Origin of the sequence: Devosia lacusdianchii, assembly GCF_022429625.1 — a bacterium.
GTDB lineage: Bacteria > Pseudomonadota > Alphaproteobacteria > Rhizobiales > Devosiaceae > Devosia > Devosia lacusdianchii.
On the sequence record NZ_CP092483.1, the window covers coordinates 1158733 to 1183304 of the forward strand.

Annotated in this window: 25 protein-coding genes; 19 read left to right on the forward strand and 6 right to left on the reverse strand. The window is 63.5% G+C overall.

Annotation, left to right across the window (positions count from 1 at the left end):
• Position 1: 1 nt before the first annotated feature.
• Together MF606_RS05660 and MF606_RS05665 are read right to left on the reverse strand one after the other, a co-directional pair.
• Positions 2–142: a hypothetical protein gene (locus MF606_RS05660; RefSeq protein WP_240232833.1), complete on the reverse strand. Its 141-nt coding sequence runs from the start codon at positions 140–142 to the stop codon at positions 2–4.
• Positions 143–221: 79 nt separating this feature from the next.
• On the reverse strand, positions 222–1355 hold the full coding sequence (locus MF606_RS05665; protein WP_240232834.1) for a LysR family transcriptional regulator: 1134 nt from the start codon (positions 1353–1355) through the stop codon (positions 222–224).
• 119 nt (positions 1356–1474) lie between these two features.
• Here MF606_RS05665 and MF606_RS05670 point away from each other — a divergent pair, with 119 nt between their 5' ends.
• The 11 genes from MF606_RS05670 to MF606_RS05720 all read left to right on the forward strand — a co-directional run bounded on the left by MF606_RS05670 (position 1475) and on the right by MF606_RS05720 (position 13204).
• Positions 1475–3019, forward strand: a complete 1545-nt coding sequence (locus MF606_RS05670; protein ID WP_240232835.1) for an aromatic amino acid ammonia-lyase — start codon at positions 1475–1477, stop codon at positions 3017–3019.
• Positions 3020–3182: 163 nt separating this feature from the next.
• Positions 3183–4094, forward strand: coding sequence for a glycine betaine ABC transporter substrate-binding protein OsmF (osmF, locus tag MF606_RS05675; protein WP_240232836.1), 912 nt, complete (start codon positions 3183–3185; stop codon positions 4092–4094).
• 234 nt (positions 4095–4328) lie between these two features.
• Positions 4329–5522 (forward strand): ABC transporter permease, encoded by a 1194-nt coding sequence (locus MF606_RS05680; RefSeq protein WP_240232837.1) that lies wholly within the window; start codon positions 4329–4331, stop codon positions 5520–5522.
• Positions 5519–6454, forward strand: a complete 936-nt coding sequence (locus MF606_RS05685) for an ABC transporter ATP-binding protein (protein ID WP_240232838.1) — start codon at positions 5519–5521, stop codon at positions 6452–6454. Before MF606_RS05680 ends, MF606_RS05685 begins: the two co-directional genes overlap by 4 nt.
• A complete protein-coding gene (locus MF606_RS05690) occupies positions 6451–7203 on the forward strand; it encodes an ABC transporter permease (RefSeq protein ID WP_240232839.1) in 753 nt (250 codons plus the stop codon). Before MF606_RS05685 ends, MF606_RS05690 begins: the two co-directional genes overlap by 4 nt.
• Positions 7204–7277: 74 nt before the next feature.
• Positions 7278–8636, forward strand: coding sequence for a dihydroorotase (locus MF606_RS05695; protein ID WP_240232840.1), 1359 nt, complete (start codon positions 7278–7280; stop codon positions 8634–8636).
• Complete coding sequence (locus MF606_RS05700; protein WP_240232841.1) at positions 8633–9886, forward strand: Zn-dependent hydrolase; 1254 nt, start codon at positions 8633–8635, stop codon at positions 9884–9886. The genes MF606_RS05695 and MF606_RS05700 overlap by 4 nt, the downstream gene beginning before the upstream one ends.
• Positions 9887–10981: a DUF917 domain-containing protein gene (locus MF606_RS05705; RefSeq protein WP_240232842.1), complete on the forward strand. Its 1095-nt coding sequence runs from the start codon at positions 9887–9889 to the stop codon at positions 10979–10981.
• A gap of 1 nt (position 10982) precedes the next feature.
• Positions 10983–11312: a TfoX/Sxy family protein gene (locus MF606_RS05710; protein ID WP_240232843.1), complete on the forward strand. Its 330-nt coding sequence runs from the start codon at positions 10983–10985 to the stop codon at positions 11310–11312.
• 11 nt (positions 11313–11323) lie between these two features.
• Complete coding sequence (locus MF606_RS05715) at positions 11324–12985, forward strand: urocanate hydratase (protein WP_240232844.1); 1662 nt, start codon at positions 11324–11326, stop codon at positions 12983–12985.
• Complete coding sequence (locus MF606_RS05720) at positions 12986–13204, forward strand: DUF6500 family protein (protein WP_240232845.1); 219 nt, start codon at positions 12986–12988, stop codon at positions 13202–13204.
• Between the two features lie 20 nt (positions 13205–13224).
• Here the strand turns inward: MF606_RS05720 and MF606_RS05725 are convergent, their stop codons facing one another.
• Entirely contained in the window at positions 13225–14082 is an 858-nt protein-coding gene (locus MF606_RS05725) for an NAD-dependent epimerase/dehydratase family protein (protein WP_240232846.1), read from the reverse strand.
• Positions 14083–14277: 195 nt separating this feature from the next.
• On the opposite strand from MF606_RS05725, the gene MF606_RS05730 reads away from it, so the two are divergent.
• The 6 genes from MF606_RS05730 to MF606_RS05755 all read left to right on the forward strand — a co-directional run bounded on the left by MF606_RS05730 (position 14278) and on the right by MF606_RS05755 (position 19726).
• Positions 14278–14712 (forward strand): hypothetical protein, encoded by a 435-nt coding sequence (locus tag MF606_RS05730; protein ID WP_240232847.1) that lies wholly within the window; start codon positions 14278–14280, stop codon positions 14710–14712.
• 121 nt (positions 14713–14833) lie between these two features.
• On the forward strand, positions 14834–15172 hold the full coding sequence (locus tag MF606_RS05735) for an SH3 domain-containing protein (RefSeq protein ID WP_240232848.1): 339 nt from the start codon (positions 14834–14836) through the stop codon (positions 15170–15172).
• Between the two features lie 195 nt (positions 15173–15367).
• Positions 15368–16363: an asparaginase gene (locus MF606_RS05740; protein WP_240232849.1), complete on the forward strand. Its 996-nt coding sequence runs from the start codon at positions 15368–15370 to the stop codon at positions 16361–16363.
• A gap of 225 nt (positions 16364–16588) precedes the next feature.
• On the forward strand, positions 16589–17512 hold the full coding sequence (locus MF606_RS05745) for a GSU2403 family nucleotidyltransferase fold protein (protein WP_240232850.1): 924 nt from the start codon (positions 16589–16591) through the stop codon (positions 17510–17512).
• 82 nt (positions 17513–17594) lie between these two features.
• Entirely contained in the window at positions 17595–18056 is a 462-nt protein-coding gene (locus MF606_RS05750) for a thiol-disulfide oxidoreductase DCC family protein (RefSeq protein ID WP_240232851.1), read from the forward strand.
• The gene (locus MF606_RS05755) at positions 18053–19726 is read left to right on the forward strand and encodes a saccharopine dehydrogenase family protein (protein ID WP_240232852.1); all 1674 of its coding nucleotides are present in this window, start codon (positions 18053–18055) and stop codon (positions 19724–19726) included. Before MF606_RS05750 ends, MF606_RS05755 begins: the two co-directional genes overlap by 4 nt.
• Here MF606_RS05755 and MF606_RS05760 read toward each other — a convergent pair.
• Positions 19713–21014 (reverse strand): TIGR03808 family TAT-translocated repetitive protein, encoded by a 1302-nt coding sequence (locus MF606_RS05760; protein WP_240232853.1) that lies wholly within the window; start codon positions 21012–21014, stop codon positions 19713–19715. The two genes, MF606_RS05755 and MF606_RS05760, sit on opposite strands and share 14 nt — an antisense overlap.
• Before the next feature lie 118 nt (positions 21015–21132).
• Here MF606_RS05760 and MF606_RS05765 point away from each other — a divergent pair, with 118 nt between their 5' ends.
• On the forward strand, positions 21133–22620 hold the full coding sequence (locus tag MF606_RS05765; protein WP_240232854.1) for a helicase HerA-like domain-containing protein: 1488 nt from the start codon (positions 21133–21135) through the stop codon (positions 22618–22620).
• Positions 22617–23189, forward strand: a complete 573-nt coding sequence (locus MF606_RS05770; protein WP_240232855.1) for an LOG family protein — start codon at positions 22617–22619, stop codon at positions 23187–23189. Before MF606_RS05765 ends, MF606_RS05770 begins: the two co-directional genes overlap by 4 nt.
• Here MF606_RS05770 and MF606_RS05775 read toward each other — a convergent pair.
• Positions 23186–23731, reverse strand: a complete 546-nt coding sequence (locus MF606_RS05775) for a response regulator (RefSeq protein ID WP_240232856.1) — start codon at positions 23729–23731, stop codon at positions 23186–23188. The two genes, MF606_RS05770 and MF606_RS05775, sit on opposite strands and share 4 nt — an antisense overlap.
• Before the next feature lie 163 nt (positions 23732–23894).
• On the reverse strand, positions 23895–24500 hold the full coding sequence (locus tag MF606_RS05780) for a superoxide dismutase (RefSeq protein ID WP_240232857.1): 606 nt from the start codon (positions 24498–24500) through the stop codon (positions 23895–23897).
• Between the last annotated feature and the right edge of the window lie 72 nt (positions 24501–24572).

A 24572-nucleotide genomic window follows, 5' to 3' on the forward strand; every position in this document is an offset into this window, starting at 1 on the left:
TTCACGGTGCCTTCTTCTTTGGGCGCGGGCCGCGGGTTTCGAGAGGGGGCAGGGTGCGCGCCAGATACGCCCCGAGCCGGTCCAGGCGATGCTGCCATTCGGTAATGCGCTGGTTGAACAGCAGTCGAACCAAATAGGGCACCATAGCCTCCAGTCGATATTAGTTAAGTACATAATTTAGTAATATCATGCGCCGGCTTCGTCAATGATTAAGTGGTAACTTAACTGTTATCGCTTTCGCCGATGATGGTGAGAATGGCCTGGGCGACGGTCGCGCTACCGCGGGGCCAGCAAAGCCAGAAGTTCATGTCGTAAACGCCTGCCAGCGGCAGTTGGCGCAGGTCGCCGCGGATACGTGCCACCGAAGCCTGCGGCAGCACCGAGACGAAGCCGTGATGCAGTACCAGATTGAGAATGACCGGGATCGAGTCGATCTCGATGAGGCGAATGGCACTGCGTTCGGTGTCGTTGAGATGGTCGTCGAGGATGCGGTTGATGCGCTGACGCAACCCACTGCGCGCGCTCGGCACTGCTAACGGCGCTGCCAGGAGCGCATCGGCGACATTGTTATGCCCTTCCGGCACGCCGACAACCGCGAGCGGTGTATGCCCAACCACCTTGCCATCGAGATCGGCAGGCAAATGCTCAGTATCGAGAAACGCCACGTCGAACAGCCCGCTTTTGAGCCCAGCCAGGAGGTCGTCGGCGGTGGTAGAACTGACAAAGAGCGGCGCGCGCGGGCGCTCGGCAAGCCAGCGGGCCGCCAGATTGGCCAGCAGCCGCGCGATCTCGCTCTCATATCCCAGCGGAATGACCGAGCCGAGGCGCGCCGTTGCCGCCGTCTTGCGAAAGCGCTCCTCCGACATGCGCGAGAGCCGGTGCCAGGCCGCCAGCAATTGCTCGCTGGTCGCGGCCAACCGCGCACCATCGGCTGTCACTGTGGAGCCGCCGCTGCCGCGCTGCAACAAGGCCACCCCTAAGATCGCTTCGAGCTGGGCAATCTGTCGGGTCAATTGCGGTTGCCCCAAGCCCATGGCCCGTGCCGCGCGGCGAATGCTGCCCAGCGTCGCGACGCGGGCAAATCGTTCCAGCGCATCCAGCTTGATTGCGTGCTGGGGAGATACCGCGAGTGCCAGCTTAGCGAGCGCCCCAATCTCCGGTTCGAGCCGCACGGCTTCGAGCGTCGCGACCAGCCCCGACCCCGCCCGCTCCACCAGTCGAACCGAGATTTCTGCTTCGAACCGTGCGATGGATGCCGCAACGGTCGAAGCCGGCCGGCCAAGCGCTCGCGCTGCGGTTCGCACGCTGCGGAGCCGCAGCACGCGATCCATCGCCACCAAGGTTGCCGTATCCATATGCCCACCATTCGAGCAGCCATGTCCGGTGCATAGAAAAACCGCATAGCCTGTTCAGTATTTGGGATATCCCAAGTTGCCAATCTATCCAATAGCGTGACCCCATGAATGAACTGGCGATGACAGTCCGAAGCCCTCCCATCACCCTTAGCGGCAAGCCGCTGAGCTTTTCCGACATCGCCCGCATCGGCGCCCGAAAGGCCCGGCTTGTGGCCGACGAAGCCGCGTTGACCCGCGTGGCGCAGGCCCGCGTGGTAATCGAGGAGGCCATCGCCAACCACCAGCCCGTCTACGGCTCGACCACCGGCGTCGGCGCGATGAAGGATGTCGAATGGTCCGACGATCAGTTGGATACGTTCAACATGGGCCTCGTGCGCGCCCACCACTTCGGCACGGGCGACGCATTTTCCAGCGAGATCGTGCGCACGGCGATGGCCATTCGCGTCAATATGGCGCTGACTGGCCGCGTCGGCTGCACCACCGACCTGGTCGAAGCCTATCTGGCCCTGCTGTCAGCCGACGTCGTACCGGTCGTGCGGCGCACTGGCTCCATCGGTTGCGCCGATATCGGCCTGATGGGCCAGATCGGCGCGGTGCTGACCGGCGCCGGCGAGGCCATGTTCGATGGCCGCCGCCAAGCCGCCGGCGATGCGCTGAGCGCTGCCGGCCTCAGACCCTTCCGTCTCGCACCGCGCGACAGCCTGGCCTCGATTTCGACCAACGCGGTGGGCTATGCCGCTGCCGCCAATGCCATCCGCGACGCCGCTGGCGCCGTGCGCGTCATGCTGGCGACCGGCCTCACCACGGCAGGGGCGCTCGGCGCCTCGCGCGATCCGTGGAAGGCCGTGGCCCATGTCGGCACCGAACGCGAAGCCGGCATCGGCGCCTGGCTCTATTTCAACGCCAAGGGCTGGGACTGGCCCAACGCCACCCATATTCAGGACCCGTTGAGCCTGCGCATGATGAGCCAGGTCTTCGCCACCGGCTTCGAAACGCTGGTCGCATCAGGCAAGATCCTATTGGCCGCTACCGGACGGACCGACGACAATCCCGTGGTAGCCGGTGGACAGGTGCTGACCTCGGGCGGCTCGCTGCCGCTCGATGTCACCGTCTTCCTGCAAACCGCCCAGCTCGGCCTGGCCCATATCGCGCGCAATTCGTTCAACCGCTGTGTGCTGCTCGGCAATGGCGGACGCCGCGGCCTGCCGGTCAACCTGGTGTGGCCGGGCCAGATCGCCACTGGCTTCGGGCCGATCATCAAGCTGGCCGGCGAGCTCTTCGCGCGCGTCCTGACCATGACCAATCCAATCTCGGCCAATTCCATGGTCGTGGCCGGCGGCATCGAGGACGAGGCCGCGTTCCTGCCGCTGGTGGTCGAGCGGCTGGAGCGGCAAGTGCTGGCGCTGCGGCGTCTGTCGGCCCTTGAGGCCATCCTCGCGGCGCAGGCCATGGATATTTCCGGCGATCGCCCAGGCAACGTCCCGGGCATCGTCTACGCGCTCGTGCGCGAGCATGCTGACACATACTGGCAGGATCGCCCGCTATCGGCGGAAGTGGAGGCCGTCGAACAGGCCTTGGCTGGCGATAACCTGATGAATGAACTTATCTCTCACTCGACAATTATGGAGTTGGACGAGTTTTTCGCCTTGGGCCCGGTCGCCTGAAGCAAGGAATAACCTTGCCATAACGAGAAGCTGGAGCCCGCGATTTGAATTTTCTCAAATCGTACAAGGCTCTAGAATTTGCGGCCTCGCTCAATTCTACCAAGACGTTAGGTTAGGGACAGCCGGGACCAGTTTGCTGGCTACCGGAAAAATGGAGAAACCAATGCGCCTCACATCCAAGCTTCTGAGCGCCGTAGCCGCGCTCGCCATTTCGGTGACCGCCGCTCATGCCCAGGTCGTCGTTTCGTCCAAGATCGACACCGAGGGTGGCGTTCTGGGCAACATCATCAAGCAGGTGCTCGAAGCCAACGACATCGCGGTCACCGACCGCATCCAGCTCGGCGGTACGCCGATTGTCCGCGAAGCGATCACCGCCGGTGAAATCGACATCTATCCGGAATATACCGGCAACGCCGCCTTCTTCTTCGAAAAGGCCGACGATCCGATCTGGAACGATGCCGCCTCGGCCTATGCCGAAGCCGCCAAGCTCGATTACGACGCCAACAAGATCGTGTGGCTGAGCCCGTCGCCGGCCAACAACACCTGGGCCGTCGCCATCCGCAACGACGTCGCCGAAGCCAACAGCCTCAACACCTTCACCGAGTTCGGTGCCTGGGTTGCCGGTGGTGGCGAGGTCAAGCTGGCTGCATCGGCCGAGTTCGTGAACTCGCCGGCGGCTCTGCCCAAGTTCCAGGAAGTCTATGGCTTCACCCTGACGCCCGACCAACTGGTGACGCTCTCGGGTGGTGACACCGCGGCAACCATTGCCGCCGCCGCCCAGCAGACCAACGGCGTCAACGCCGCCATGGTCTATGGCACCGACGGCGGTATCGCGCCTTCCGGCCTCAAGGTTCTCGAAGACGACAAGGGCGTGCAGCCGGTCTACCAGCCCGCGCCGATCATCCGTGAAGCCGTGCTGACCGAATACCCGCAGATCGAAGAACTGCTGAAGCCGGTATTCGAAGGCCTGACCATCGAAGTGCTGCAGGACCTCAACGGCCGCCTTCAGGTTGGCGGTGAAGCCGCTGCTGCCGTGGCGACCGACTACCTGACCAAGGGTGGCTTCCTGGACTGAGCCTGCCCCGAGACCTATCAATCGGGATGCGGTAGCTTCGCCGCCGCGTCCACCCCAACCACCGGCCGTCACCCTCGGGCTTGACCCGAGGGCCCTGCACTTACATCCGTGTGCAGCAAGTGAAGAGCCCTCGGGTCAAGCCCGAGGGTGACGGCCGGTGGGTTGGGATAAGTGCAGTGAACGGGTGGGAGACATGCCACCAGCGAAGCCAGCGACCGACCATCCGGAGCCAGCATGAGCATCGCCGACACCACAACAGTTTCCGATCGTCCTGCCTGGCTTGCGCTCGACAAGCTGGGGGTACTGATCGCCCTCATTGCCGCGGCCGGCGCCGCACTGCCGTTCGCCCTGTTTCGCGCCAACCGCATCGTTCCGGGCGAGCCACGCTCGCTGCTCGATGCCTTGCCGAGCCTTCCCTCGGGGTTCCTGTTCGGTGTGCTGCTGGTCGGCTTCGCCATTGCCCTGCTGCGCGTGCCCACTCTGGCAAAGCTTATCGGCGGCTTTCTGGTTCTCGCGGTGCTCTTCGTCTTCATCGGCTGGTCCGGCAGCTACCTGACGCCCGAAGGCGATACCTTCGCCCGCGTGTCGCCGGGCGCTGGCTTCTGGCTGTTAGTCTTCGCCTTCGCCTTGCTCGTCACCGACGCCCTGACGCGCCTCCGATTCAAGCCGCTGGTGCGCATCGTCATTCTCATCGCCGTTGGCGCGGCCATGGCGCTGCTGCTGTGGAGCGGTAGCTGGAACGACCTCTCCATTCTCAAGGAATACGCCACCCGCGCGCCGGCCTTTTGGGCCGAAGCCCGCACCCATCTGGCGCTGGCCTTTGGCTCGGTAGCGATAGCGGTGGTTGTCGGTGTGCCGGCAGGCATCCTTTGCTACAAAGTCAGGCCGCTGCGAGCAGCCGTGTTGAACGTGCTCAACATCGTCCAGACCATCCCGTCCATTGCCCTGTTCGGCCTGTTGATTGCGCCGCTCGCCTGGGTGGCAGCCAACATACCGGGGGCCTCTGCCATCGGCATTTCCGGCATCGGCGCGGCTCCGGCGCTTGTCGCGCTCTTCGCCTATTCGCTGCTGCCCATCGTCTCCAACACCGTCGTTGGCCTGCAAAGCGTTTCGCCCGCAGCGGTCGATGCCGCAAAGGGCATGGGCATGACCGGGTCGCAGCGGCTGTTTGCGGTGGAATTGCCACTGGCTTTTCCTGTCATACTCACCGGCATCCGTATCGTGCTGGTGCAGAATATCGGGCTCGCCACCATCGCAGCGCTGATCGGTGGCGGCGGCTTTGGCGTCTTCGTATTCCAGGGCATCGGCCAGACGGCCATGGATTTGGTGTTGCTTGGCGCCGTGCCGACCGTGGCGCTGGCCTTCGCCGCCGCGGTGGTGCTGGATGCCTTGGTAGAAATGACGTCGCGCGGGGGGCGCAGCTCATGATCGAAATCGACGACATCACCAAAAGCTACAGCGGTACCGTCGTGGTGGATCGGGTAACCGTTACCATCCAGCCCCGCACCATCTGCGTCGTCGTGGGCACGTCGGGGTCCGGCAAGACCACTCTGATGCGGATGATCAACAAGCTGGTGGAACCCACGTCGGGGCATATTCGCATCGACGGCGAAGATATTGCCGGCATACCCGCCTACGAGCTGCGTCGCCGCATCGGCTACGCCATCCAGGGGCACGGCCTGTTTCCGCATCGCACCGTCGGCCAGAACATAGCGACCGTTCCCAAGCTGCTCGGCTGGGACAAGGCCAAGATCGACAGCCGCGTCGACGAGCTGCTGAGCCTGTTTCAACTCGAACCTGGGCAGTTCCGCGATCGCCTGCCGCATGAATTGTCCGGCGGCCAGCAGCAGCGCGTCGGCGTTGCCCGCGCATTGGCGGCCGAGCCCAAGATATTGCTGATGGACGAACCCTATGGCGCGCTTGACCCGGTGATCCGCGCCAAGGCGCAGGAAGACCTGCTCGCCATCCAGCACGCCATGCGCACCACGATTGTCTTGGTGACGCATGACATGGAAGAGGCCATCCATCTCGGCGATACCATCGCGGTGATGGACAAGGGCAAGCTGCTGCAATGCGCTACGCCTGCCGAGATCATCGCCAACCCGGCCACGCCCTTCGTCGCCGAACTGATCGGCAGCAGCGAGCGGCCGTTCCGGCTGCTGTCGCTGGCCAAGGTGGCTGACCATATCGAAGCCGGCGATATCGGCGGCGAACCCATCGAGGCCAGCGCTTCTCTGCGCGACGCCTACGCTGAACTACTGTGGTCGGGTCGACCGGCACTGCCGGTGCGCCGCGATGGCCAGATCGTCGGGCAGGTGACCCTCAACGCCTTGTCGCGGCTGGCCGCGAGGCCGCAATGACCGCAGGCAACCTCATACGCGTCATCGTACTGGGCGTGCTGGTGCTGTTTTTGGTCAGCCCGCATCTGTTCGAGCACTTCTTCGCGCTATTCACCAAGAATGGTCAGCCCGCCATCTACAACCAGGGCAGCCTGCTCGACATCACGCTTAATCATCTGGGCATCGTCTGCGCGGCAACCCTGGCGTCCACCATCATCGCGGTGGGGCTGGCGATCATCGTCACGCGACCGTTTGGCGTAGAATTCCTGCCGCTCTCGCGCAGCCTGGCCAATATCGGCCAGACGTTTCCGCCGGTAGCCGTGCTGGCCCTGGCTGTGCCGATGCTGGGCTTCGGCACGGCGCCAACGCTGGTGGCTTTGTTCCTCTACGGCCTGCTGCCGATCTTCGAAAACACGCTGACCGGCCTCACCAACCTGCCGCCGGCCGTGACCGATGCAGCCAAGGGTGTCGGCATGACCGGCTGGCAAAGGCTGGTAAAGGTCGAACTGCCGCTGGCCCTGCCGGTGATCCTCGCTGGTATCAGGCTGTCGGTGGTCATTTCACTTGCCACCGCCACCATCGGCTCCACTGTCGCCGCGCGCACGCTGGGCGAAGTCATTATCGCCGGATTGCTGTCGAGCAACACCGCCTTCGTGCTGCAGGGCGGTCTCATCGTCGGCGTCCTCGCGGTGCTGATCTACGATGCCCTATCGGCCCTCGAACGCTGGCTGATGGTGCGCACCGGCCAACTGGGGAGGGCCGCGGCATGATGGCGGTGGTGTCTCAGTCGTCTCCCTCCCCCTTGTGGGGAGGGAAGCCTTCTCCGAGTTTGTGGAAGCTGTAGATGTCCGATTTTGATCTCGTCCTATCCGGCACCGTGGTGCTGCCTGATCTCATTGTCGAGAACGGCTACGTCGCAGTGCGCGATGGCAAGGTCGTCCACGTCGGTGAGGGCAAGGCACCATCGGCGCATGAACGCCACGAACTCGGCAATGCCCTGATTCTGCCCGGCGCCATCGATGCCCAGACTCACTCGCTGAGCCAGAAGGACCAGGAGGACTTCATCTGGTCGACCCGGTCGGCGGCGGCCGGTGGCGTCACCACCATTGTCGACATGCCTTATGACGAGGGCAATCTGGTCTGCTCAGCCGAGGCCGTACGGATCAAGGTCGCCCATGCCGAGCCACAGGCCCGCGTTGACTTCGCCCTCTATGGCACGATCAATCCCGAAGAGGGCGCCAGCCGCATCCTCGAACAGGTTGAAGCCGGGGTCGCCGCCTTCAAGTTCTCGACCTTCGGCACCGACCCCATCCGCTTTCCCCGCATTCCGCCCGCGCTGCTGGAAGAGTGCTTCGCCGCCATCGCCCCGACCGGCCTCACGGCCGGTGTACACAACGAAGATGACGAGGCTGTACGCGCTGCCATGGCTAAGGTCCAGGCGCTGGGCATCACCGACTATCGCGCCCACGCCCTCAGCCGCCCGCCGCTGACCGAATTGCTCGCTTCACTGCAAATCTACGAAACCGGCGCCCTGACCGGTTGCCCTGCCCATGTCGTCCACTGCTCGCTCGGTCGCGGCTACGAGATCGCCCGCAGCTATCGCGACCAGGGCTTTGCCGCGACCATCGAGTGTTGCATCCACTATCTGACTCTGGATGAGGAAAACGACGTCGCCCGGCTCGGTGGCAAGGCCAAGATCAACCCGCCGATCCGTCCGCGCGTCGAAGTTGAAAAGCTCTGGGACCATGTTCGCAAGGGCAATGTCACGCTGGTCTCGACCGACCACGTCTCCTGGTCAGAAAACCGCAAGACCAACGCCAGCATGCTGGCGAATTCTTCCGGCGTGCCTGGCCTCGAAGTCATGGTGCCGCTCTTTGTCATGGGCGCGCTGAAGCGCGATATCCCCCTGACCTGGGCCGCCAAGCTGATGGCAGAAAATCCGGCGAAACACTTCCGCCTCGACCACCGCAAGGGCGCCCTGGCAGCAGGCAAGGACGCTGATATCACGGTGCTTTTCCCGCGCCCAATACGCTACGACGCGGCCGCCAGCGGCCATAACGTTGTGGGTTGGTCGCCCTATAACGGCATCGAGTTGCCGTGGACCGTCGGTCTGACCTACCTGCGCGGCCAGCAAGTCTTCGACGGCACCAACGTCGCCCAACCGGGCACTGGCCAGTTCGTTCGACCGGAGCCAAAGCATTGATCTTAAACTCAAAAGTACGCACCGACCGCATCGGCTCCGACATCGACGCGCTGGCAGCGATCACCGAGCCGGGCCGCCCATGGACGCGCCGCGCCTTCACCCCGATGTTCCTCGAAGGCCGTAAATGGCTGGAAAAGGCGATGCAGGCGGCCGGCGCGGTAACGCGCATCGACGCGGCCGGCAATCTCATCGGCACCATTCCCGGCAAGCGCCCCGAGCTTGGCACCATCATGGTCGGATCGCATTCCGACACCGTACCCGACGGCGGACGCTTCGACGGCATTGCCGGCGTCATTGCCGCGTTGGAAGTTGCGCGAGCGCTGCGGGATCAGGGTGTGGTGCTGGATCACACCCTGGAAGTGGTGGATTTCCTGGCCGAGGAAGTGTCCATCTTTGGCGTTTCCTGCATCGGCAGCCGGGGCATGAGTGGCACGCGGCCGGCTGAGTGGCTGGCGCGCGAAAGCGATGGAACGACGCTCGAGCAGGGCATAACCGATGTTGGTGGCGACGCGCATGGTGATGCGGTCCGGCGCGATATCAAGGCCTTTTTGGAGCTGCATATCGAGCAGGGCCCAGTCCTGCAGGACCAGAAACTCGACGTGGGCGTGGTATCGGCCATTGCCGGTATCACTCGCATCGAAATCATTGTCGACGGCCGCGCCGATCATGCTGGCACCACGCCGATGGGATCGCGCAAGGATGCGCTGACCACGGCCTCGTGGATCGCCCTGGGCGTCGAGGAACTGGGCAAGGCCCTGGCTTCGGGTGAGGGGCATTTCGCTGCCACGGTTGGCGAATTTGAAATGTCGCCCAATGCCGCCAACGTGGTTCCAGCGCGCGTCCGCATGCTGATCGACGCCCGGGCGGAAGTACGCGAGGACATGCTGCGGTTCATCGATGAACTCGATAAGGGCGTGGTCGCCATCGCCGAAAAGACCGGCGTGACGGTTTCGACGCCACGACTGGTTTCGGACAATCCCCCCACGCCAGGCGATGCAGAGCTGATCGATGTGCTGGAAGCGGCGTGCGAAACCGCCGGCGCCCGTCATCGCCGCATGGCATCGGGGGCCGGGCACGATACGGCCTGGATGGCGCGCATCACCAAGTCGGCGATGATCTTCGTCCCCTGCGTCGATGGCCGCAGCCATTCGCCGGACGAATTTGCCACCAGCGACGATATCGCGCTGGGCGCGGCCGTGCTGCTCGATGCCGTCAAGGCGCTCGATACCAAATTGCAAGGAACTGAATAAATGGGTCGGATACTGACCGAGAAGGACGTAGAGGCCGCCGTACGCGGAGGCTCCGTCTATGCGGCGGGTGGCGGCGGCTGGGCCGATCATGGCCGCATGCTCGGCAAAGCCGCAGTCAGCATCGGCAAGCCGGAGCTTGTCAGTATCGAGGAGCTGGATGCCGATGACTGGGTGGCGACGGCCGCCGCCATCGGCGCGCCGGCTTCGACGACGGCATGGGAGATGCAGGGCGTCGACTACATCAAGGCGGTGCAGTTGCTGCAGGACGCGCTGGGCGAGAAGCTGAGCGGGCTGATGGTTGGACAGAACGGCAAGTCTTCGACGCTCAATGGCTGGCTGCCTTCGGCAGTGCTCGGCACCAAGGTCGTCGATGCGGTGGGCGATATCCGCGCCCATCCGACGGGCGATATGGGCTCCATCGGCATGGCCGGTTCGCCAGAGCAGATGATCCAGACAGCGGTCGGCGGCAATCGCGAGGAAAACCGCTATATCGAGCTGGTGACGCGCGGCGCCACCGCCAAGGTCTCGCCGATTTTGCGCACGGCCTCCGACATGTCAGGCGGCTTTATTGCCTCATGCCGTAACCCGCTGCGCGCGAGTTACGTGCAGAAGCACGCAGCTTTGGGCGGTATTTCGCTGGCGCTCAAGTTGGGCGAGGCGATGATCGCGGCCGAGGGCAAGGGGCCGGGCAAGATGATCGATGCGATCGTCGCAACCACCGGCGGCACGATCCTGACCAAGGGCTACATCACCGATCTCGACGTGGTCTACACCAAGGAAGCCTTCGATATCGGCAAGATCCGCATCGGCGAGGGCGACACGGCGACCACGCTGCACGTGATGAACGAATACATGGCCGTGGAGGACGCCGGCGGCACCCGTCTTGCGACGTTCCCCGACGTCATCACCACGCTCGACGCGGCGGGGCAGGCGCTGTCGGTGGGGCAATTGGGGCGCGGCATGTATGTGTTCGTGCTGCATGTGCCCAAGACGATCATCCCGCTGAGTTCGTCCGTGCTTGATCCGGCAGTCTACCCATTCGTCGAAGATCGCATGGGAATCGAGCTGGCGAAATACGCGCTCGACGGTCGCTGAAATGCGCGATCCGGGGCTGGAAGAGCTGGTGCGCGACGATCTCGGCCCGCTGCCGGGCCTGAGCGACAAGAAGATGTTCGGCGGCCTTGCCTGGATGCTCGATGGGCACCTGCTCTGCGGCGCACGCGATGTCGGGCTGATGGTCCGGCTCGGCAAGGGTAACGATGCCTGGGCGCTGGAATATCCGGATATCGGGCCGATGGTGATGCAGGGCAGGGAGATGTCCGGCTGGGTCCGTGCCGGCCTTGATACTTGCGCTGACGACGATCTGCGCAAACGCCTGCTCGATGCGGCCGTCGCCTTCGTGCGCACGCTGCCGCCCAAGATTTGACGGAGAAGACGATGCCTACAGCCAATCCTCGCCACCCGAATTTCCCCATTCCTGGTGGCCCGGAGCTCCGCGCCAAAGGCTGGCGGCAGGAGGCACTATTGCGCCTGCTGGAAAACGTGCTGTCGGTCGGCGAGAACCCGGATGAACTGATCGTCTATGCCGCCCTGGGGAAGGCGGCGCGCAACTGGGCCAGCCATAAGGCTATCGTCGAAACACTGCTGCGCATGGATGAGGATCAGACGCTGATCATCCAGTCTGGCAAGCCGATCGGCCTCCTCAAGACCCACGCCAAGGCGCCGCTGGTGATCATGGCCAATTGCAACATTGTCGGGCAATGGGCCAAGGCAGAGGTGTTCTACGAACTCGAAAAGAAGGGTCTGATCTGCTGGGGCGGGCTGACGGCCGGGGCGTGGCAATACATCGGCAGCCAGGGCGTAATCCAGGGCACCTATGAGATTTTCATGCGCATTGCCGAGAACCGTTTCGGCGGCGATCTGGCGGGGCGTTTTATTCTCACTGCCGGTCTTGGTGGCATGGGCGGGGCCCAGCCGCTGGCCGGGCGCATGGCCGGCGCGGCGATCCTGTGCCTCGATATCGACGCCGAACGGGCCCGCAAGCGCAAGGAGATCGGCTATCTCGAGGAGATCGCACCCGATCTCGATACGGCGCTGGCGATGATCGACAAGGCGGTGGCCGAGAGGCGGGCGACCTCGATCGGGCTCGTCGGCAATGCGGCCGAGATTTATCCTGAGATCGCCCGGCGCGGCATCGTGCCCGATATCGTCACCGACCAGACCTCGGCGCACGATCTGGTCTATGGCTATGTGCCCAAGGGCATGTCGCTCGACGAGGTGAAGCGTCTGCGCGTCGAGGGGCCGGGGCAGTTGATGGCCGCGAGCCGGGCGTCGATCGTTGATCACGTGCGGGCCATGCTGGCCTTCCAGCAGGCGGGGTCCGAGGTGTTCGACAATGGCAATCTGATCCGCACGCATGCCAAAGCCGGCGGCGTCGAGAACGCGTTCGACATTCGCATCTTCACTGAAGCCTATTTGCGGCCGCTGTTCGCGCGCGCCATCGGACCGTTCCGCTGGATGGCGCTCTCGGGCGATCCCGCAGACATAAGCAAGATTGACGACAAGCTGCTGGAGATGTTCCCGCACAACAGAATCGTCACCAACTGGATCGCACTGGCGCGCAAACATGTGCCGTTCGAAGGGCTGCCGGCGCGCATCGCCTGGCTGGGTCATGGTGAACGCACGGCGCTGGCGCAGGCGGTGAACGCCATGGTGGCCGATGGCACGCTGGCCGGGCCGGTCGCCTTCAGTCGCGACCATCTCGACGCCGGCGCGATGGCACACCCCAACATCATGACCGAGGGGATGAAGGACGGCTCGGACGCCATCGCCGACTGGCCGATCCTCGATGCCATGCTGTTGTGCTCGTCCATGGCCGATCTAGTGGTGGTTCATTCGGGCGGCGGCGGCTATGCCGGCTATATGACCTCGGCGGGTGTGACCGTGGTGGCCGACGGAACGCCAGGGGGCGACGAGCGCCTGGAGCACGCGCTGACCAACGACACCGCGCTGGGCGTAATGCGCTACGCCGACGCCGGGTACGACGAGAGCCTCGATGAGATTGCGCTCAAGCGCATTGGCCATATTGCAGTGACATAGATGCGAGCCACCCTGAGAGCGAAAGCCATCGCAGTTTGCGACGACAAGATTGCCAAGAAGGGCGACGGCGTCGGCCTGTCCTTCTATGCTTTCTTCGCCAACCGCAACGACGACCCGGAACTGCTGATGGAAGCGGCCGAGTGGTGGATCAAGACCCACGCGCTCGACCACTTTGAAAAAGCGGCCAAGATACGAGACATGATCAAAGCCGGGCTCTAACGCCTCGGCGAGATGACCGTCTAGATCTCACTCTTCCAGCTATATTGCGGCGAATAGCCTAGCATGCGCTTGGCTTTTTCGATGCTCAACAGCGTTCCGTTGGCGCTGAGATTGCCCTTGGTCGGCACGGTCGGGAACACCTCGGCCAGCAGCGACATGTTGGATCGGCTCATCACGGTATCGGCGTTGGCGATGATGAAGGCTTCGAAACCGGTGAAGTCGGCCTGGATCGAGCGGCGAACGGCCTGGGCGCCGTCGCGGGCATCGATATAGCCCCACAGGTTCCATTTCCGGCTGCGTGGATCGGCGTCGAACCTGGGGAAGGCCGCATAGTCCTCGGGGTTCATGACATTGGAGAAACGCAGGCCGACAATGCGCAGGGACGGGTCCCAGCGGCAGAATTGCGCGGCCATGGTTTCGTCGAGCAGCTTGCCCAGTGAATAGGCCGATTCAGGGCGAGGATAGTATTCCTCGTCGACCGGGGCATAGGGCGGCGGGGTGTCGAATGGCAGGCCGAGAACGGTCTCGCTCGAGGCGAAGACGATGTTCTTGATGCCGGCGAGGCGGCTGGCCTCGAAGATATTGTAGGTCGTGGGTACGTTGTTGGCGAAGATGCGTGCATTCGCCGCCAGGCCCGGCGCGGGAATGGCGGCCAGATGCACGACGGCATCGAACGGCCCCTTGCGCTCATCCACCCCGCCCAAAATAGCGGCGGCGACTTCGCCGAAGTTGGTGAGGTCGATCCGCACGCTGGGGCAAATCAGCTCGGGCAGGGGCTGTTGGTCGATATTGAGCACATCATAGCCATGGGTCACCAGATCGCGCAGCACCGCGCGCCCCAGCTTGCCGCTGCCACCTGTCACCAAAACCTTGGCCATGCGAACCTCCTCAATTTCAAGCACTTACGCACCTTTGTGAGGCCTAGCCTCGCACGGAAGCAGCAGCCTGCCAACCCGGCGACAAAGGTAAATGCTTGATGAACGCGGCCCTCACGGACGGTTCAAGGCCGCTGGCGCCATATGGCCTCAAGGGACGGCGAAATGCCGAACCAACATCAATTGAGGAGAACCGAAATGAACAAGCTGACCACTCTCACCGCCATCGCCGGCCTCGTAACCGCCTTGACCACCATTGCCAGTCCGGCGGCGGTCTTCAACCACGTCGCGGGCAAACCGAATGTCCCGGGCTCTGCCGAGGCCACCGATCCCGATTGTACTGCCGTTCTCGGCTACATGCGGACGCCCAAGGGCGCGGAAATCATGAGCCTGGTGGCCGCCCACATCGCCATCATCCCGGTCTGCGAGGATCTGACGGTGCCCGGCCGCAACAATTACGGCCCGCTATTCGTCAACGGCAATGCCGAGCTGCTGCGGCAGCCGATCGCCCGCAATCCGGCGCTGATCGATGCGCTCCGTGCCCGCGATTATGACCAGAACGATGTCGTCTCGGTTCGCTTCGGCGGCAATGACAGCATCATCTTCTACGTCCACCAGCGCGACATGCGCTGAGCGTCTGCACGAGCTTGCCGCCAAGATGAACGGTTTCTGAACGTCGATCTCAGCATCGGTTCAAACCATTGGTGGCAAGCTCACAATCACAGCAACGAAATTCGCTCTTGGGAGACATCAAATGAACAAGCAACAGGAAAAGGTTCTGGTCGCCGCCCTCTGTGGCCTGGTGATCACCGCCGCCGGTGCTTTCGCCGTGCAGCCCGCCATGGCCGCCGGCTATCAGGTCGATCAGCTGGCCCAGGTGACCGGCGTCGCGCAGTGGGACAACCTCAACGTCCGCAAGTGGCCCGCCTCCTATTCGCAGAAGATCGGTGCTTTCGAGCCCGGCGCCCATGTCTGGGTGGAACGCTGCATCGAGGCAAAGACCGGCGCCGACTGGTGCCTGGTCGATAGCGACTACACCCGCGGTTGGGTGAACTCCAAGTATCTGACCGTCGTGCAAGATTGGGACATTTGATCCGCATGTCGGCGAAGGCGGAGATCTGACTGGTCGTTGCGATCCGTCGCCGCAGATCGTGGCAGTAGCCTGCCGGGTCTCCACCTTCGCCGATATGGCTCTTTCGAGTTTCGTGCCTGCCTCCTTCCCATGCTCTGTTGACTTTTCCGGTCCTGCGCTGTTCGTGAAGACAGCCTGGACCGGAGTTTTTTTCTGATGGACGCCAATCCCATTCTCGCCGAAACCGTGCGCGGCAACTGGGTCGAAAATCGCCACCGCGGCGCCTATGTGGTTATCGACGCCAATGGCACGATCATCGCCTCGGCCGGTGACATCGAGCGCGCCATCTTCCCCCGTTCCGCCATCAAGTCGATGCAGGCGCTGCCCATCTTCGCCCGCGGCGCCGAGAACAAGTTTCATCACAGCGAGGAAGAACTGGCGCTGGCTTGCGCTTCGCACCATGGCGAGGATGCGCATGTGGCGACGGCGAGCGGGCTGCTGGCGCGCATCGGCCTTTCGGTCGCCGACCTCGAATGCGGTGCGCACCAGCCGAGCAATGCAGCCGCGCGCGAGGCACTGCGCCGCGCTGGGGCTGAGCCGAGTGCGCTGCACAATAATTGCTCGGGCAAGCATTCCGGCATGCTGAGTGTCGCCCTGGCCATGGGCCTGCCCACCTCAGGCTATGTGGCGCGCGAGCATGAGGTGCAGCGCGCGGTGCGTAGCGCCGTCGAGACGGTGATTGGCGAGCGCCTCACCGAAGACAAGTGCGGTACCGACGGTTGCTCGATTCCCACTTTCGCGGCGCCGCTGCGTGCCTTCGCTTACGGCTTCGCCCGCATGTCGACCGGACAGGGTCTGGCCCCCGACCTCGCTTATGCCGCCAAACGCCTGTTCGACGCTGCAACCAGCCACCCGCATCTGGTGGCAGGAACCGGCCACCCCGACACTTTGCTTATGACTGCGTTCAAAGGCCGGCTAATGCAGAAGGTCGGTGCGGAAGCCGTGCAGTGCGGCGCCATCCGCGACAAGGGCTGGGGCTATGCCCTCAAATGCGACGACGGCAATGTTGCAGCCTCGCAGGCCATGCTGGCCGGAATACTGCTCAAGCTAGCCGATCCGGACACCGAACAACGGGCGCTGCTCGAGAAATATGCGCGCCAGCCGATCAACAGTGTTCGTGGCATGCAGGTGGGTGAGCTGCGAGCTTGTTAATGTGTTCCAACAGTTTTTGGCATAGTTCGAAAGTTTTGTTGGAACAGTTGAAAATTCAGTGCTATCTCTGAGTTCCAACAAAATTGCAGGAACTGAGAAAAAGTGTTGGAACAGCCGCAATTTCAAGCGTTGAACAACGATCAGCGGCGTGAGGTCGTCAACACACAACAACGCTTCATGGCTTGGCAGGAGGCGCGCCAGAGGCTGTTGGAGACGCGTGGCTCTATGGTCTGGCAGACCAAAAAGGGCGCCGACTACCTGATGCGCAGCTATTACGACAAGACTGGGCGCCGCAAGCAGACCAGTCTGGGCGTCCGATCCGCTGACACCGAAGCGCAAAAGATCGAATTCGAGCTGCGCCGCGATGAAGCCAAGACGCGGTTCAAGGCTATCGATGTCGTGATGGACCGGCAGGCAGCGATCAATCGTGCCGTCTCGCTGGGTCGCGTGCCCATGACCAGTGCCAAAATCATCCGTGCGTTGAACGATGCCGGCGTGCTCGGTGCCGGCCTGCGCATCGTCGGCACCAATGCCATCTATGCTTATGAAGCGCCGGCCGGTGTGACCGTTGATGCCAGCATCACGACGACGGGCGACATAGACCTGCTGTTCGACAGCCGTCAGAAGCTGCGCCTCGTCGGATCAGAGGAAGTATCAGAGCAGTCGCTGCTCGACGTGCTGACCAGCGTCGACAAGAGCTTTGCAAAGACGAGGCAGGCGTATCGCGCGCAGAACGCGGACGGCTATCTGGTCGACCTCATCAAGCCTATGCGCAATCCGCCGTGGAAAAAGGATCGTGTCCGTATCGGCGACGCCGAAGCGGACCTGACGGCTTCCGAAATCGAGGGGCTGGTCTGGCTGGAGAATTCTCCGTCCTTCGAGGCGATAGCCATCGATGAGCGCGGTTACCCGCTGCGGATCGTCGCCGCCGATCCGCGCGTCTGGGCCATCCACAAGCATTGGGTGTCCCAGCGCATCGACCGCGACCCGATCAAGAAGCGGCGCGATGCCGAGCAGGCGCGAGTGGTTGGCGCCATCGTGGCGCAATTCCTGCTGCACCTGCCGGCCAATCCTGCCGACCTGCGCATGCTGCCGATGTCGGTGGTGGACGACGCCGCCTTCATCTTCGCACAAGCGGGGCAGGACTAGCCCGTAGCGGCGTTTGGTCCGATCGATTTGCGATGGCGGGGTGCTAGGGTTCGGTATCGGTTGATCCGCCTCCGAGGTTGCGATGCGAAACGACAGAGCCTTGCCTTACAGCTATCGCAACGATCCGGATGTCCCGGCCTTTCCAGACGACCAACCGATCATTGTCTTCGACGGCGAATGTGCGTTCTGCTCCGGCTGGGTGCAGTTCGCCCTGCGCCACGATCGACGCGGACGCTATCGCTTCCTCGCAGCGCAATCGGCCCTGGGTCGGGCACTTTACGTCCATTACGGGCTCGATCCGACCGACTATCAGACCAATATACTGATCAAGGATGGTATGGGCCTGTTCGAGGCCGAGGGGTCGCTGCAGATGATCAGTGGCCTGGCCGGCTGGTTTCCGCTGGTCAATGTGGTGCGTATCCTGCCCACGCCAATTCTCAACTGGGCCTATCATCGGCTGGCCAGTAACCGCTACCGCTGGTTCGGCCGCCATGAGCAGTGCTTCGTGCCGACGGCCGAAACGCGTGCGCGGTTTCTGGCATGAGGCTCACCGTCCTGATCGTAGGCGGCTACGGCACCTTTGGCGGACGGCTGGCGGCATTGCTGGCCGAGGACAGCCGGCTGCGCCTGCTGATCGGCGGGCGATCGCTCGATAAGGCCGGGGCATTGATTGCCCGCCTGCCCAAGGGGGCGGAACTGGTGCCAGTAATCTTTGATCGGGATAGCGGAACAGCGGGAGAGATCCGGGCGCTCGGTGTCGACGTGCTGGTCGATGCGACAGGACCGTTCCAGAACTATGGCGATGACCCCTTCCGGCTGGTGCGCGAGACGATTGCTGCCCGAGCCCACTATCTCGATCTCGCTGATAGCTCGGCCTTCGTCGCCGGGATCGCGCAATTCGACGCGGCGGCGCGCGAGCAGGGCGTCTTCGTTCTTTCGGGCGTCAGCAGCTTTCCTGTCCTGTCGGTGGCGGCGATGCGTGAGCTGACCCGTGGCATGAGCTGCGTCACATCGCTGACCGGCGGGATTGCGCCGTCGCCCCGCGCGGGCATCGGCGGCAATGTAGTGCAGGCGATCATGTCCTATGCCGGCCAATCGATCCAACTGACCCGCGACGGACGAACCACGACGGCGTCGGCACTGACCGAATCCACCCGCTATACCATCGCGCCACCTGGCGGCCTGCCACTGCGCAATACGCGCTTCTCGCTGATCGATGTGCCGGAACTGATGCTGCTGTCGGCGGCCCAGCCGGGTCTGCAATCGGTCTGGATGGGCGGCGGGACGCGGCCCGAAATCCTGCTGCGGGCTCTCAACCTGCTGGCCTGGCTGGTGCGACTGCGGCTGCTGCCGTCGGTCGGCTGGCTTGCCGGCTTCGGCCATTGGCTTATGAGCAGGATGCACTGGGGCGAACATCGCGGCGGGATGTTTGTCGAGGTCGCCGGCACGCGCGACGGGGCGACGCTGAAGCGGTCATGGCATCTGGTGGCCGAGGGCGACGATGGACCGTTCATCCCTTCGATGGCGATCGCGATCATCGTCGGCAAACTGCTTGACGGCACGCAACCGGCCATTGGCGCCCGCCCAGCGCTCGATGCGTTGTCGCTGGCTGATTACGAAGCTCGGTTCAGAAGCAAGAACATGGCATGGGGCATGTGGGAGGATGGGCCGGAACCCGATGGCCCGCTCTATCGCGAAGTGCTTGGCGAAGCCTGGGAGCGATTGCCCGGCGCGGTGCGCTGTCTGCATGACTGGCGTGGCGGACAGGTGGTGGCCGGCGAGGCCGATGTTATTATCGGTTCGGGATGGCTGGCGCGGATCGTGCACCGTGTCATGGGATTTCCGGCGGCCGGGCAGGGCGTGCCGGTGAGCGTCAACTTCTCGGAGCGCGATGGTGTCGAGACCTGGACCCGCGACTTCGCCGGGCGGCGCTTCAGCAGCGATCAAAGCGCCGGTATCGGACGCAACGAGAGGCTGATTGTCGAGCGGTTCGGACCCGTGCGCGTGGCGCTGGCGGTGCTCGGCGACGAGACGGGCCTACGGCTGGTCATCCGAAGCTGGACGCTGTTCGGCATGCCCTTGCCGCTGGCCCTGGGGCCGACCACCGAGGCCCGCGAGCACGAAGCCGATGGGCGGTTCCATTTCGACGTGTCCATTGGCCACCGGCTGACCGGATTGATCGTTCGCTATCGCGGCTGGCTCATCCGACGGTGACGTTCGGGTAGCGCGCGGCGTTGTTCAGCAAGTCGGGCTCAACGATATCTTCCCACGCCATGCCGATGACGGCGTGATCGAGCGGCTGGTAGATCATATTGTCGGTAATGTGCACTGGCCCGGCATCCGGCGCGACGCTAACGCCGATCCCGACATCGCAACCCGAAATGACATTCGAGGAAATCAGCACATTCTGTAGGTACGGACCGTATCCGGCGACGATGGCGATGCCCGGAACGTTCTGGATAATATTGCCCGTAACGGCCGCGTTGGCTTGCGCCGCAATGCCCACGGGGCTGCTGTCGGGATTGACGGGCGAGGACGGCAGGATATTGCGGACGATATTGCCGGTGCAGACAGCCAGCTGGCCACCCTGATCGAAGTTGGTCATCGAGATGCCGAACGCGGCACTATCGACAATATTGTTCGCAATAACCGAACCGGAAAATCCGAACTCGGAGAAAATCGCCGATTCACGCGACCGTAAGCAGGTATTGTTGCTGACATGGGTGTTGTTTGTGGTGTTGAGGCGGATGGCACTGAAGGCGCAGTCGGCGATGTGGTTATCAGAGACGATGACCTCATCCGCCCGAAAGATGTTGATGCCATTGCCGTTCTGGCCGTTGCCCCCATCGCGCCAGTCGATATTGGCGATGCGATTGCCGGTGACGATGGAGCCATCGGGGCCGCTTTCGCTGCGCCAGATGCGGATGCCGGCATTGCCACAGAGATCGATGTGATTGCCGGTGACCAATAGGCCCCGGCTGTCCATGGAGTGGATGGCAGCGTCACCGAGTTCGGTGAAACGGCAGTTGCTGATGGTGACGCCCGAGTTGCTGATAGCGACACCCGTGCCGGCCGTGCGGAAGTGGCAGCGCTCAAGAGTAATGCTTTCGCTGGCCTCAATGGTCAGCGCCGCCAGACCGGACGCGAACCCGATATCGCGCAGTACCACCGAGCCGCGGTCGCGAATGGCGACGCCGCTGCCGTCGATCAGCGTGGTGATCTCGGTGCGCCCCGGCACCCCCTCGACCGCCAGATTGCCGGGAAGGTCGATCCCCAGCACATGGATGATGCCCGGAGGTAGCCGAAGCGTTTGGCCGGCGGCCGCCGCCTGGTCCAGAGCGCTCTGCAGCGCCGAGGTCTGGTCCTGCGTCGTGTCGCCCGCGACTCCTAGCGTTGTGGCATCAAGCGTGGTTTGAGCACGCGCCAGAGTCGGCGTAGCAACGGCGACGGTCGCGAGTCCGGCAAGGATGCGACGGCGATTGGCAAGCAGCATCTTGGTCATGCCGTATCATGCCTTGCCTCGGTTGCTCTTGCCATCAGGATTGGAAAACAGAGTTACGAGTTGTCCCGTCGCGACCGGGGCGGCTATAAGAACCCAACTTTGATAGGATGGTGCGGCTATGCTTGCTGATGACAAGATCTTTCTCGGGACCAGCGCGCACCCCGAATATCTTGCTCTCAAATACGGCAATCGCCATGGTCTGGTGACTGGCGCGACCGGTACTGGCAAGACAGTGACCTTGCAGGTGATGGCCGAGGGCTTTTCGGCCGCGGGCGTTCCGGTCTTCGCCGCAGATATCAAGGGCGACCTGTCGGGCGTTGCCAAAATGGGTGCGGCGCAGGGTTGGCAGACCCAGCGCGCGACCGATATCGGCTTCACCGACTACAAGGACGATGTGTTCCCGGTGATCTTCTGGGACCTGTTCGGGCGCCAGGGGCATCCAATCCGCGCCACCATCTCGGAAATGGGCGCGCTGCTGCTGAGCCGCATGCTGGAGCTCAACGATACCCAGGAGGGCGTGCTCAACATTGCCTTTAAGGTCGCCGACGACGAGGGCCTGCTGCTGCTCGACCTCAAGGATCTGCGGGCCCTTCTGGTGGACTTGCAGGAGCGGGCGAAGGAAATCTCGACCAAGTACGGCAATGTGACCACCGCCTCGATCGGGTCGATCCAGCGGGCGCTGCTGGTGCTCGAGCAGCAGGGCGCCGAGAACTTCTTCGGCGAGCGGGCGCTTGAAATCGAGGACCTGATGCGAGTCGATCGCGACGGGCGCGGGTTCATCTCGATTCTCGCCGCCGACGAGCTGATGCGGGCCCCGCGGCTCTACGCGACGTTCCTGCTCTGGATGCTGTCCGAACTGTTCGAGGCGCTGCCCGAGGTGGGCGACCCGGACAAGCCCAAGCTGGTGTTCTTCTTCGACGAGGCGCACCTGCTCTTCGACGACGCGCCCAAGGTGCTGGTCGACAAAGTCGAGCAGGTGGTGCGGCTGGTGCGCTCCAAGGGCGTGGGCGTCTATTTCGTGACGCAGAACCCGATCGATATTCCCGAAACCGTGCTCGCGCAGCTTTCCAACCGCGTGCAACACGCGCTGCGCGCCTATACGCCGCGCGAGCAGAAGGCGGTGAAGGTGGCGGCCGAGACGTTCCGGCCCAATCCGGAATTTTCGACCGAGGAGGTCATCACCCAGCTCGGCATTGGCGAGGCGCTGGTTTCGGTGCTCGAGGCCAAGGGCATTCCCTCGATGGTCGGCCGTACGTTGATTCGGCCGCCCTCGGCGCAGGTGGGGCCGCTCTTGCCTGAAGAACGCCGGGCCATCATCGCCAATTCGCCGGTTGCCGGTCTTTACGATGCGCTGGTCGACCGCGACTCGGCCTTCGAGGTGTTGGCGCGCAAGACGCGCGACAAGCAGCTTGCCGAAGAGCGGCAGCGCCAGGACGACGAGCAGCGCAAGGCCGAACGCACCTATCAGGACGACCGTCCGCGCCGCAGCTCGAGCCGGCAGACCCCGGCTGAGGCGGCGATGAACTCGCTGGCGCGTACGGTGGCCAACCGGCTGGGGAACGCATTGGTTCGCGGCATCCTCGGCGGCCTGAAGCGCGGCCGATGAGCATCATGATGGAACCGGCGACCGCGCCACCGACACTCGCCGTCTTCGCCTCGGACAAGGGCCCCGGCGACGCCGAGCGCGCGTCGCTGATGAGCCAGGCCGGCACCTATTTCGCCAAGCGCGGTGCGCGCATCATCGCGCTGGCCGAGGGCGGCATCATCCCCGTACCGCTGATCACTGCCGCCCGCGCGGCTGGGGGCAATGTGCAGATCGTGGCCGACACGACCATCGTGCTGCCGCCGGCGCTGGTCGGGGTGACCATGGACGTGCTGGCGACCCGCGACGAGCGGCTGGACCGGGTGGCGCAACTGGCCGATGCCTATGTGGCACTGCCGGGTTCGCTCGCCTCGGCCTCGGCGCTGTTCGGCACCTGGGCGGCCGCCCGGGCGCTGGGCCGCACGCGCCCCGTGGTCATGCTCAATCGGCACCGGGCCTATGAGGTGATGCGCGGTTACGCGGCGGACGTGTTGTCGCCAGGGCTGCCAGGCTATGACCGGGCGGTACAGTTTGCCGATACGATCGAAGATCTGTGGAGCCGCGTCAGCCGGCTGGTCAGCGAAGCACGCTAGCCGTCGAGGCCCGGATGCTGCGGCTTGCGGCGGTCTGGGAAGAGCGGGATGACATTGTCGGTAGAGCGGCGGGCCGGCACCGGTTGCACCGGAGGCATGGAAATGCGGTTGCGGCGGTCGGGCCCGCGATAGCCACCCAGTACGCCGATGACGCTGCGCGAGCGCAAGCGCGTCTGGATGCGCTGCAGCAAATGGCGCGGCGACATCGGCTTGATAATGACTTCGTCTATGCCGGCGCTGATGGCCTGGTGGCGCATGGGCGGCGTAATGCTGCGGGTCAGCGCGATGACCGGGACGTCCTGGCTGACGAGATCACCATTGAGGCGAATGCCCTCGACCATTTCATAGGCCGGGCGCCCTTCGCGATCGAAATCGCAGACCAGCATATGGACGGGCGCGAGCCGCATATAGGCGATCAGTTCGAGCTCGCTCTCGAAGACGCGAACCTTCAGGCGTGAGTCGCCGGCGACCACCATCCCGAGCAGGGACGAAAGCGCAGTATTTGCGGCGATGATTGCGACGACCTTGGCCGGTTCGGTCACTGAATCTCCGGTGCCTGATGGTAAATGAAACGTTACCACGGCCGAGCGGAGCAATGAAAGTCCCGCTTCCAAAATGGGATAATTCGCTGGGGGAAATGACGAAAGCCCGCCAGCGCATATGCGCGGCGGGCTTTCAAAACCTCGGGCTACGGGGAGCTAAGGCTTAGCGGGCTTCCTCGAACATGTGCTCGACATGCTCCCAGTTCACCAGGTTATCGAACCAGGCTTCGAGGTATTTCGGGCGGGCATTGCGGTAGTCGATGTAATAGGAGTGCTCCCAGACGTCGACACCCAGCAATGGGTGACCACCATGGACGAGCGGCGATTCGCCGTTCGGGGTCTTGGTGACTTCCAGCTTGCCGTTCTTGAGCGAGAGCCAGGCCCAGCCCGAACCGAACTGGGTGGTGCCGGCAGCGATGAAATCGGCGCGGAACTTGTCGAAACCGCCCAGATCCTCGTCGATCTTGGCTGCCAGGGCGCCCGGCAGCTTGTTGCCACCGCCATTGGGCTTCATCCAGTTCCAGAAATGGACGTGGTTGTAATGCTGGCCGGCATTGTTGAAGAGGCCGGCATTCTTGCCGAAGGCTTCCTTGACAATGTCCTCGAGCGGCAGAATTTCGAGGCCCGAACCTTCCAAGAGCTTTTCGCCGTTGGTGACATAGGCCTGGTGATGCTTGTCGTGATGGAACTCAAGCGTTTCAGCCGACATGTAGGGGCCCAGCGCATCATAGGCATAGGGCAGGGGCGGCAAAGTGAACTTGGTCGACATGAATGGCCTCCAGGATGGGAAAGACTACGAAATTTCGGCCACAGGTATAGGATGATTGTGACGCTGGAACAA

Bases quoted from the DNA above. Each gene is read 5' to 3' on its own strand.
- MF606_RS05685 (WP_240232838.1), top strand. From the start codon at position 5,519: ATGATCGAAATCGACGACATCACCAAAAGCTACAGCGGTACCGTCGTG.
- MF606_RS05680 (WP_240232837.1), top strand. From the start codon at position 4,329: ATGAGCATCGCCGACACCACAACAGTTTCCGATCGTCCTGCCTGGCTT.
- MF606_RS05750 (WP_240232851.1), top strand. From the start codon at position 17,595: ATGCGAAACGACAGAGCCTTGCCTTACAGCTATCGCAACGATCCGGAT.
- MF606_RS05715 (WP_240232844.1), top strand. From the start codon at position 11,324: ATGCCTACAGCCAATCCTCGCCACCCGAATTTCCCCATTCCTGGTGGC.
- MF606_RS05730 (WP_240232847.1), top strand. From the start codon at position 14,278: ATGAACAAGCTGACCACTCTCACCGCCATCGCCGGCCTCGTAACCGCC.
- MF606_RS05745 (WP_240232850.1), top strand. From the start codon at position 16,589: ATGGTCTGGCAGACCAAAAAGGGCGCCGACTACCTGATGCGCAGCTAT.
- MF606_RS05690 (WP_240232839.1), top strand. From the start codon at position 6,451: ATGACCGCAGGCAACCTCATACGCGTCATCGTACTGGGCGTGCTGGTG.
- MF606_RS05780 (WP_240232857.1), bottom strand. From the start codon at position 24,500: ATGTCGACCAAGTTCACTTTGCCGCCCCTGCCCTATGCCTATGATGCG.
- MF606_RS05725 (WP_240232846.1), bottom strand. From the start codon at position 14,082: ATGGCCAAGGTTTTGGTGACAGGTGGCAGCGGCAAGCTGGGGCGCGCG.
- MF606_RS05760 (WP_240232853.1), bottom strand. From the start codon at position 21,014: ATGACCAAGATGCTGCTTGCCAATCGCCGTCGCATCCTTGCCGGACTC.
- MF606_RS05665 (WP_240232834.1), bottom strand. From the start codon at position 1,355: ATGGATACGGCAACCTTGGTGGCGATGGATCGCGTGCTGCGGCTCCGC.
- MF606_RS05705 (WP_240232842.1), top strand. From the start codon at position 9,887: ATGGGTCGGATACTGACCGAGAAGGACGTAGAGGCCGCCGTACGCGGA.
- MF606_RS05720 (WP_240232845.1), top strand. From the start codon at position 12,986: ATGCGAGCCACCCTGAGAGCGAAAGCCATCGCAGTTTGCGACGACAAG.
- MF606_RS05710 (WP_240232843.1), top strand. From the start codon at position 10,983: ATGCGCGATCCGGGGCTGGAAGAGCTGGTGCGCGACGATCTCGGCCCG.
- MF606_RS05735 (WP_240232848.1), top strand. From the start codon at position 14,834: ATGAACAAGCAACAGGAAAAGGTTCTGGTCGCCGCCCTCTGTGGCCTG.
- MF606_RS05770 (WP_240232855.1), top strand. From the start codon at position 22,617: ATGAGCATCATGATGGAACCGGCGACCGCGCCACCGACACTCGCCGTC.
- osmF (WP_240232836.1), top strand. From the start codon at position 3,183: ATGCGCCTCACATCCAAGCTTCTGAGCGCCGTAGCCGCGCTCGCCATT.
- MF606_RS05765 (WP_240232854.1), top strand. From the start codon at position 21,133: ATGCTTGCTGATGACAAGATCTTTCTCGGGACCAGCGCGCACCCCGAA.
- MF606_RS05695 (WP_240232840.1), top strand. From the start codon at position 7,278: ATGTCCGATTTTGATCTCGTCCTATCCGGCACCGTGGTGCTGCCTGAT.
- MF606_RS05670 (WP_240232835.1), top strand. From the start codon at position 1,475: ATGACAGTCCGAAGCCCTCCCATCACCCTTAGCGGCAAGCCGCTGAGC.
- MF606_RS05740 (WP_240232849.1), top strand. From the start codon at position 15,368: ATGGACGCCAATCCCATTCTCGCCGAAACCGTGCGCGGCAACTGGGTC.
- MF606_RS05755 (WP_240232852.1), top strand. From the start codon at position 18,053: ATGAGGCTCACCGTCCTGATCGTAGGCGGCTACGGCACCTTTGGCGGA.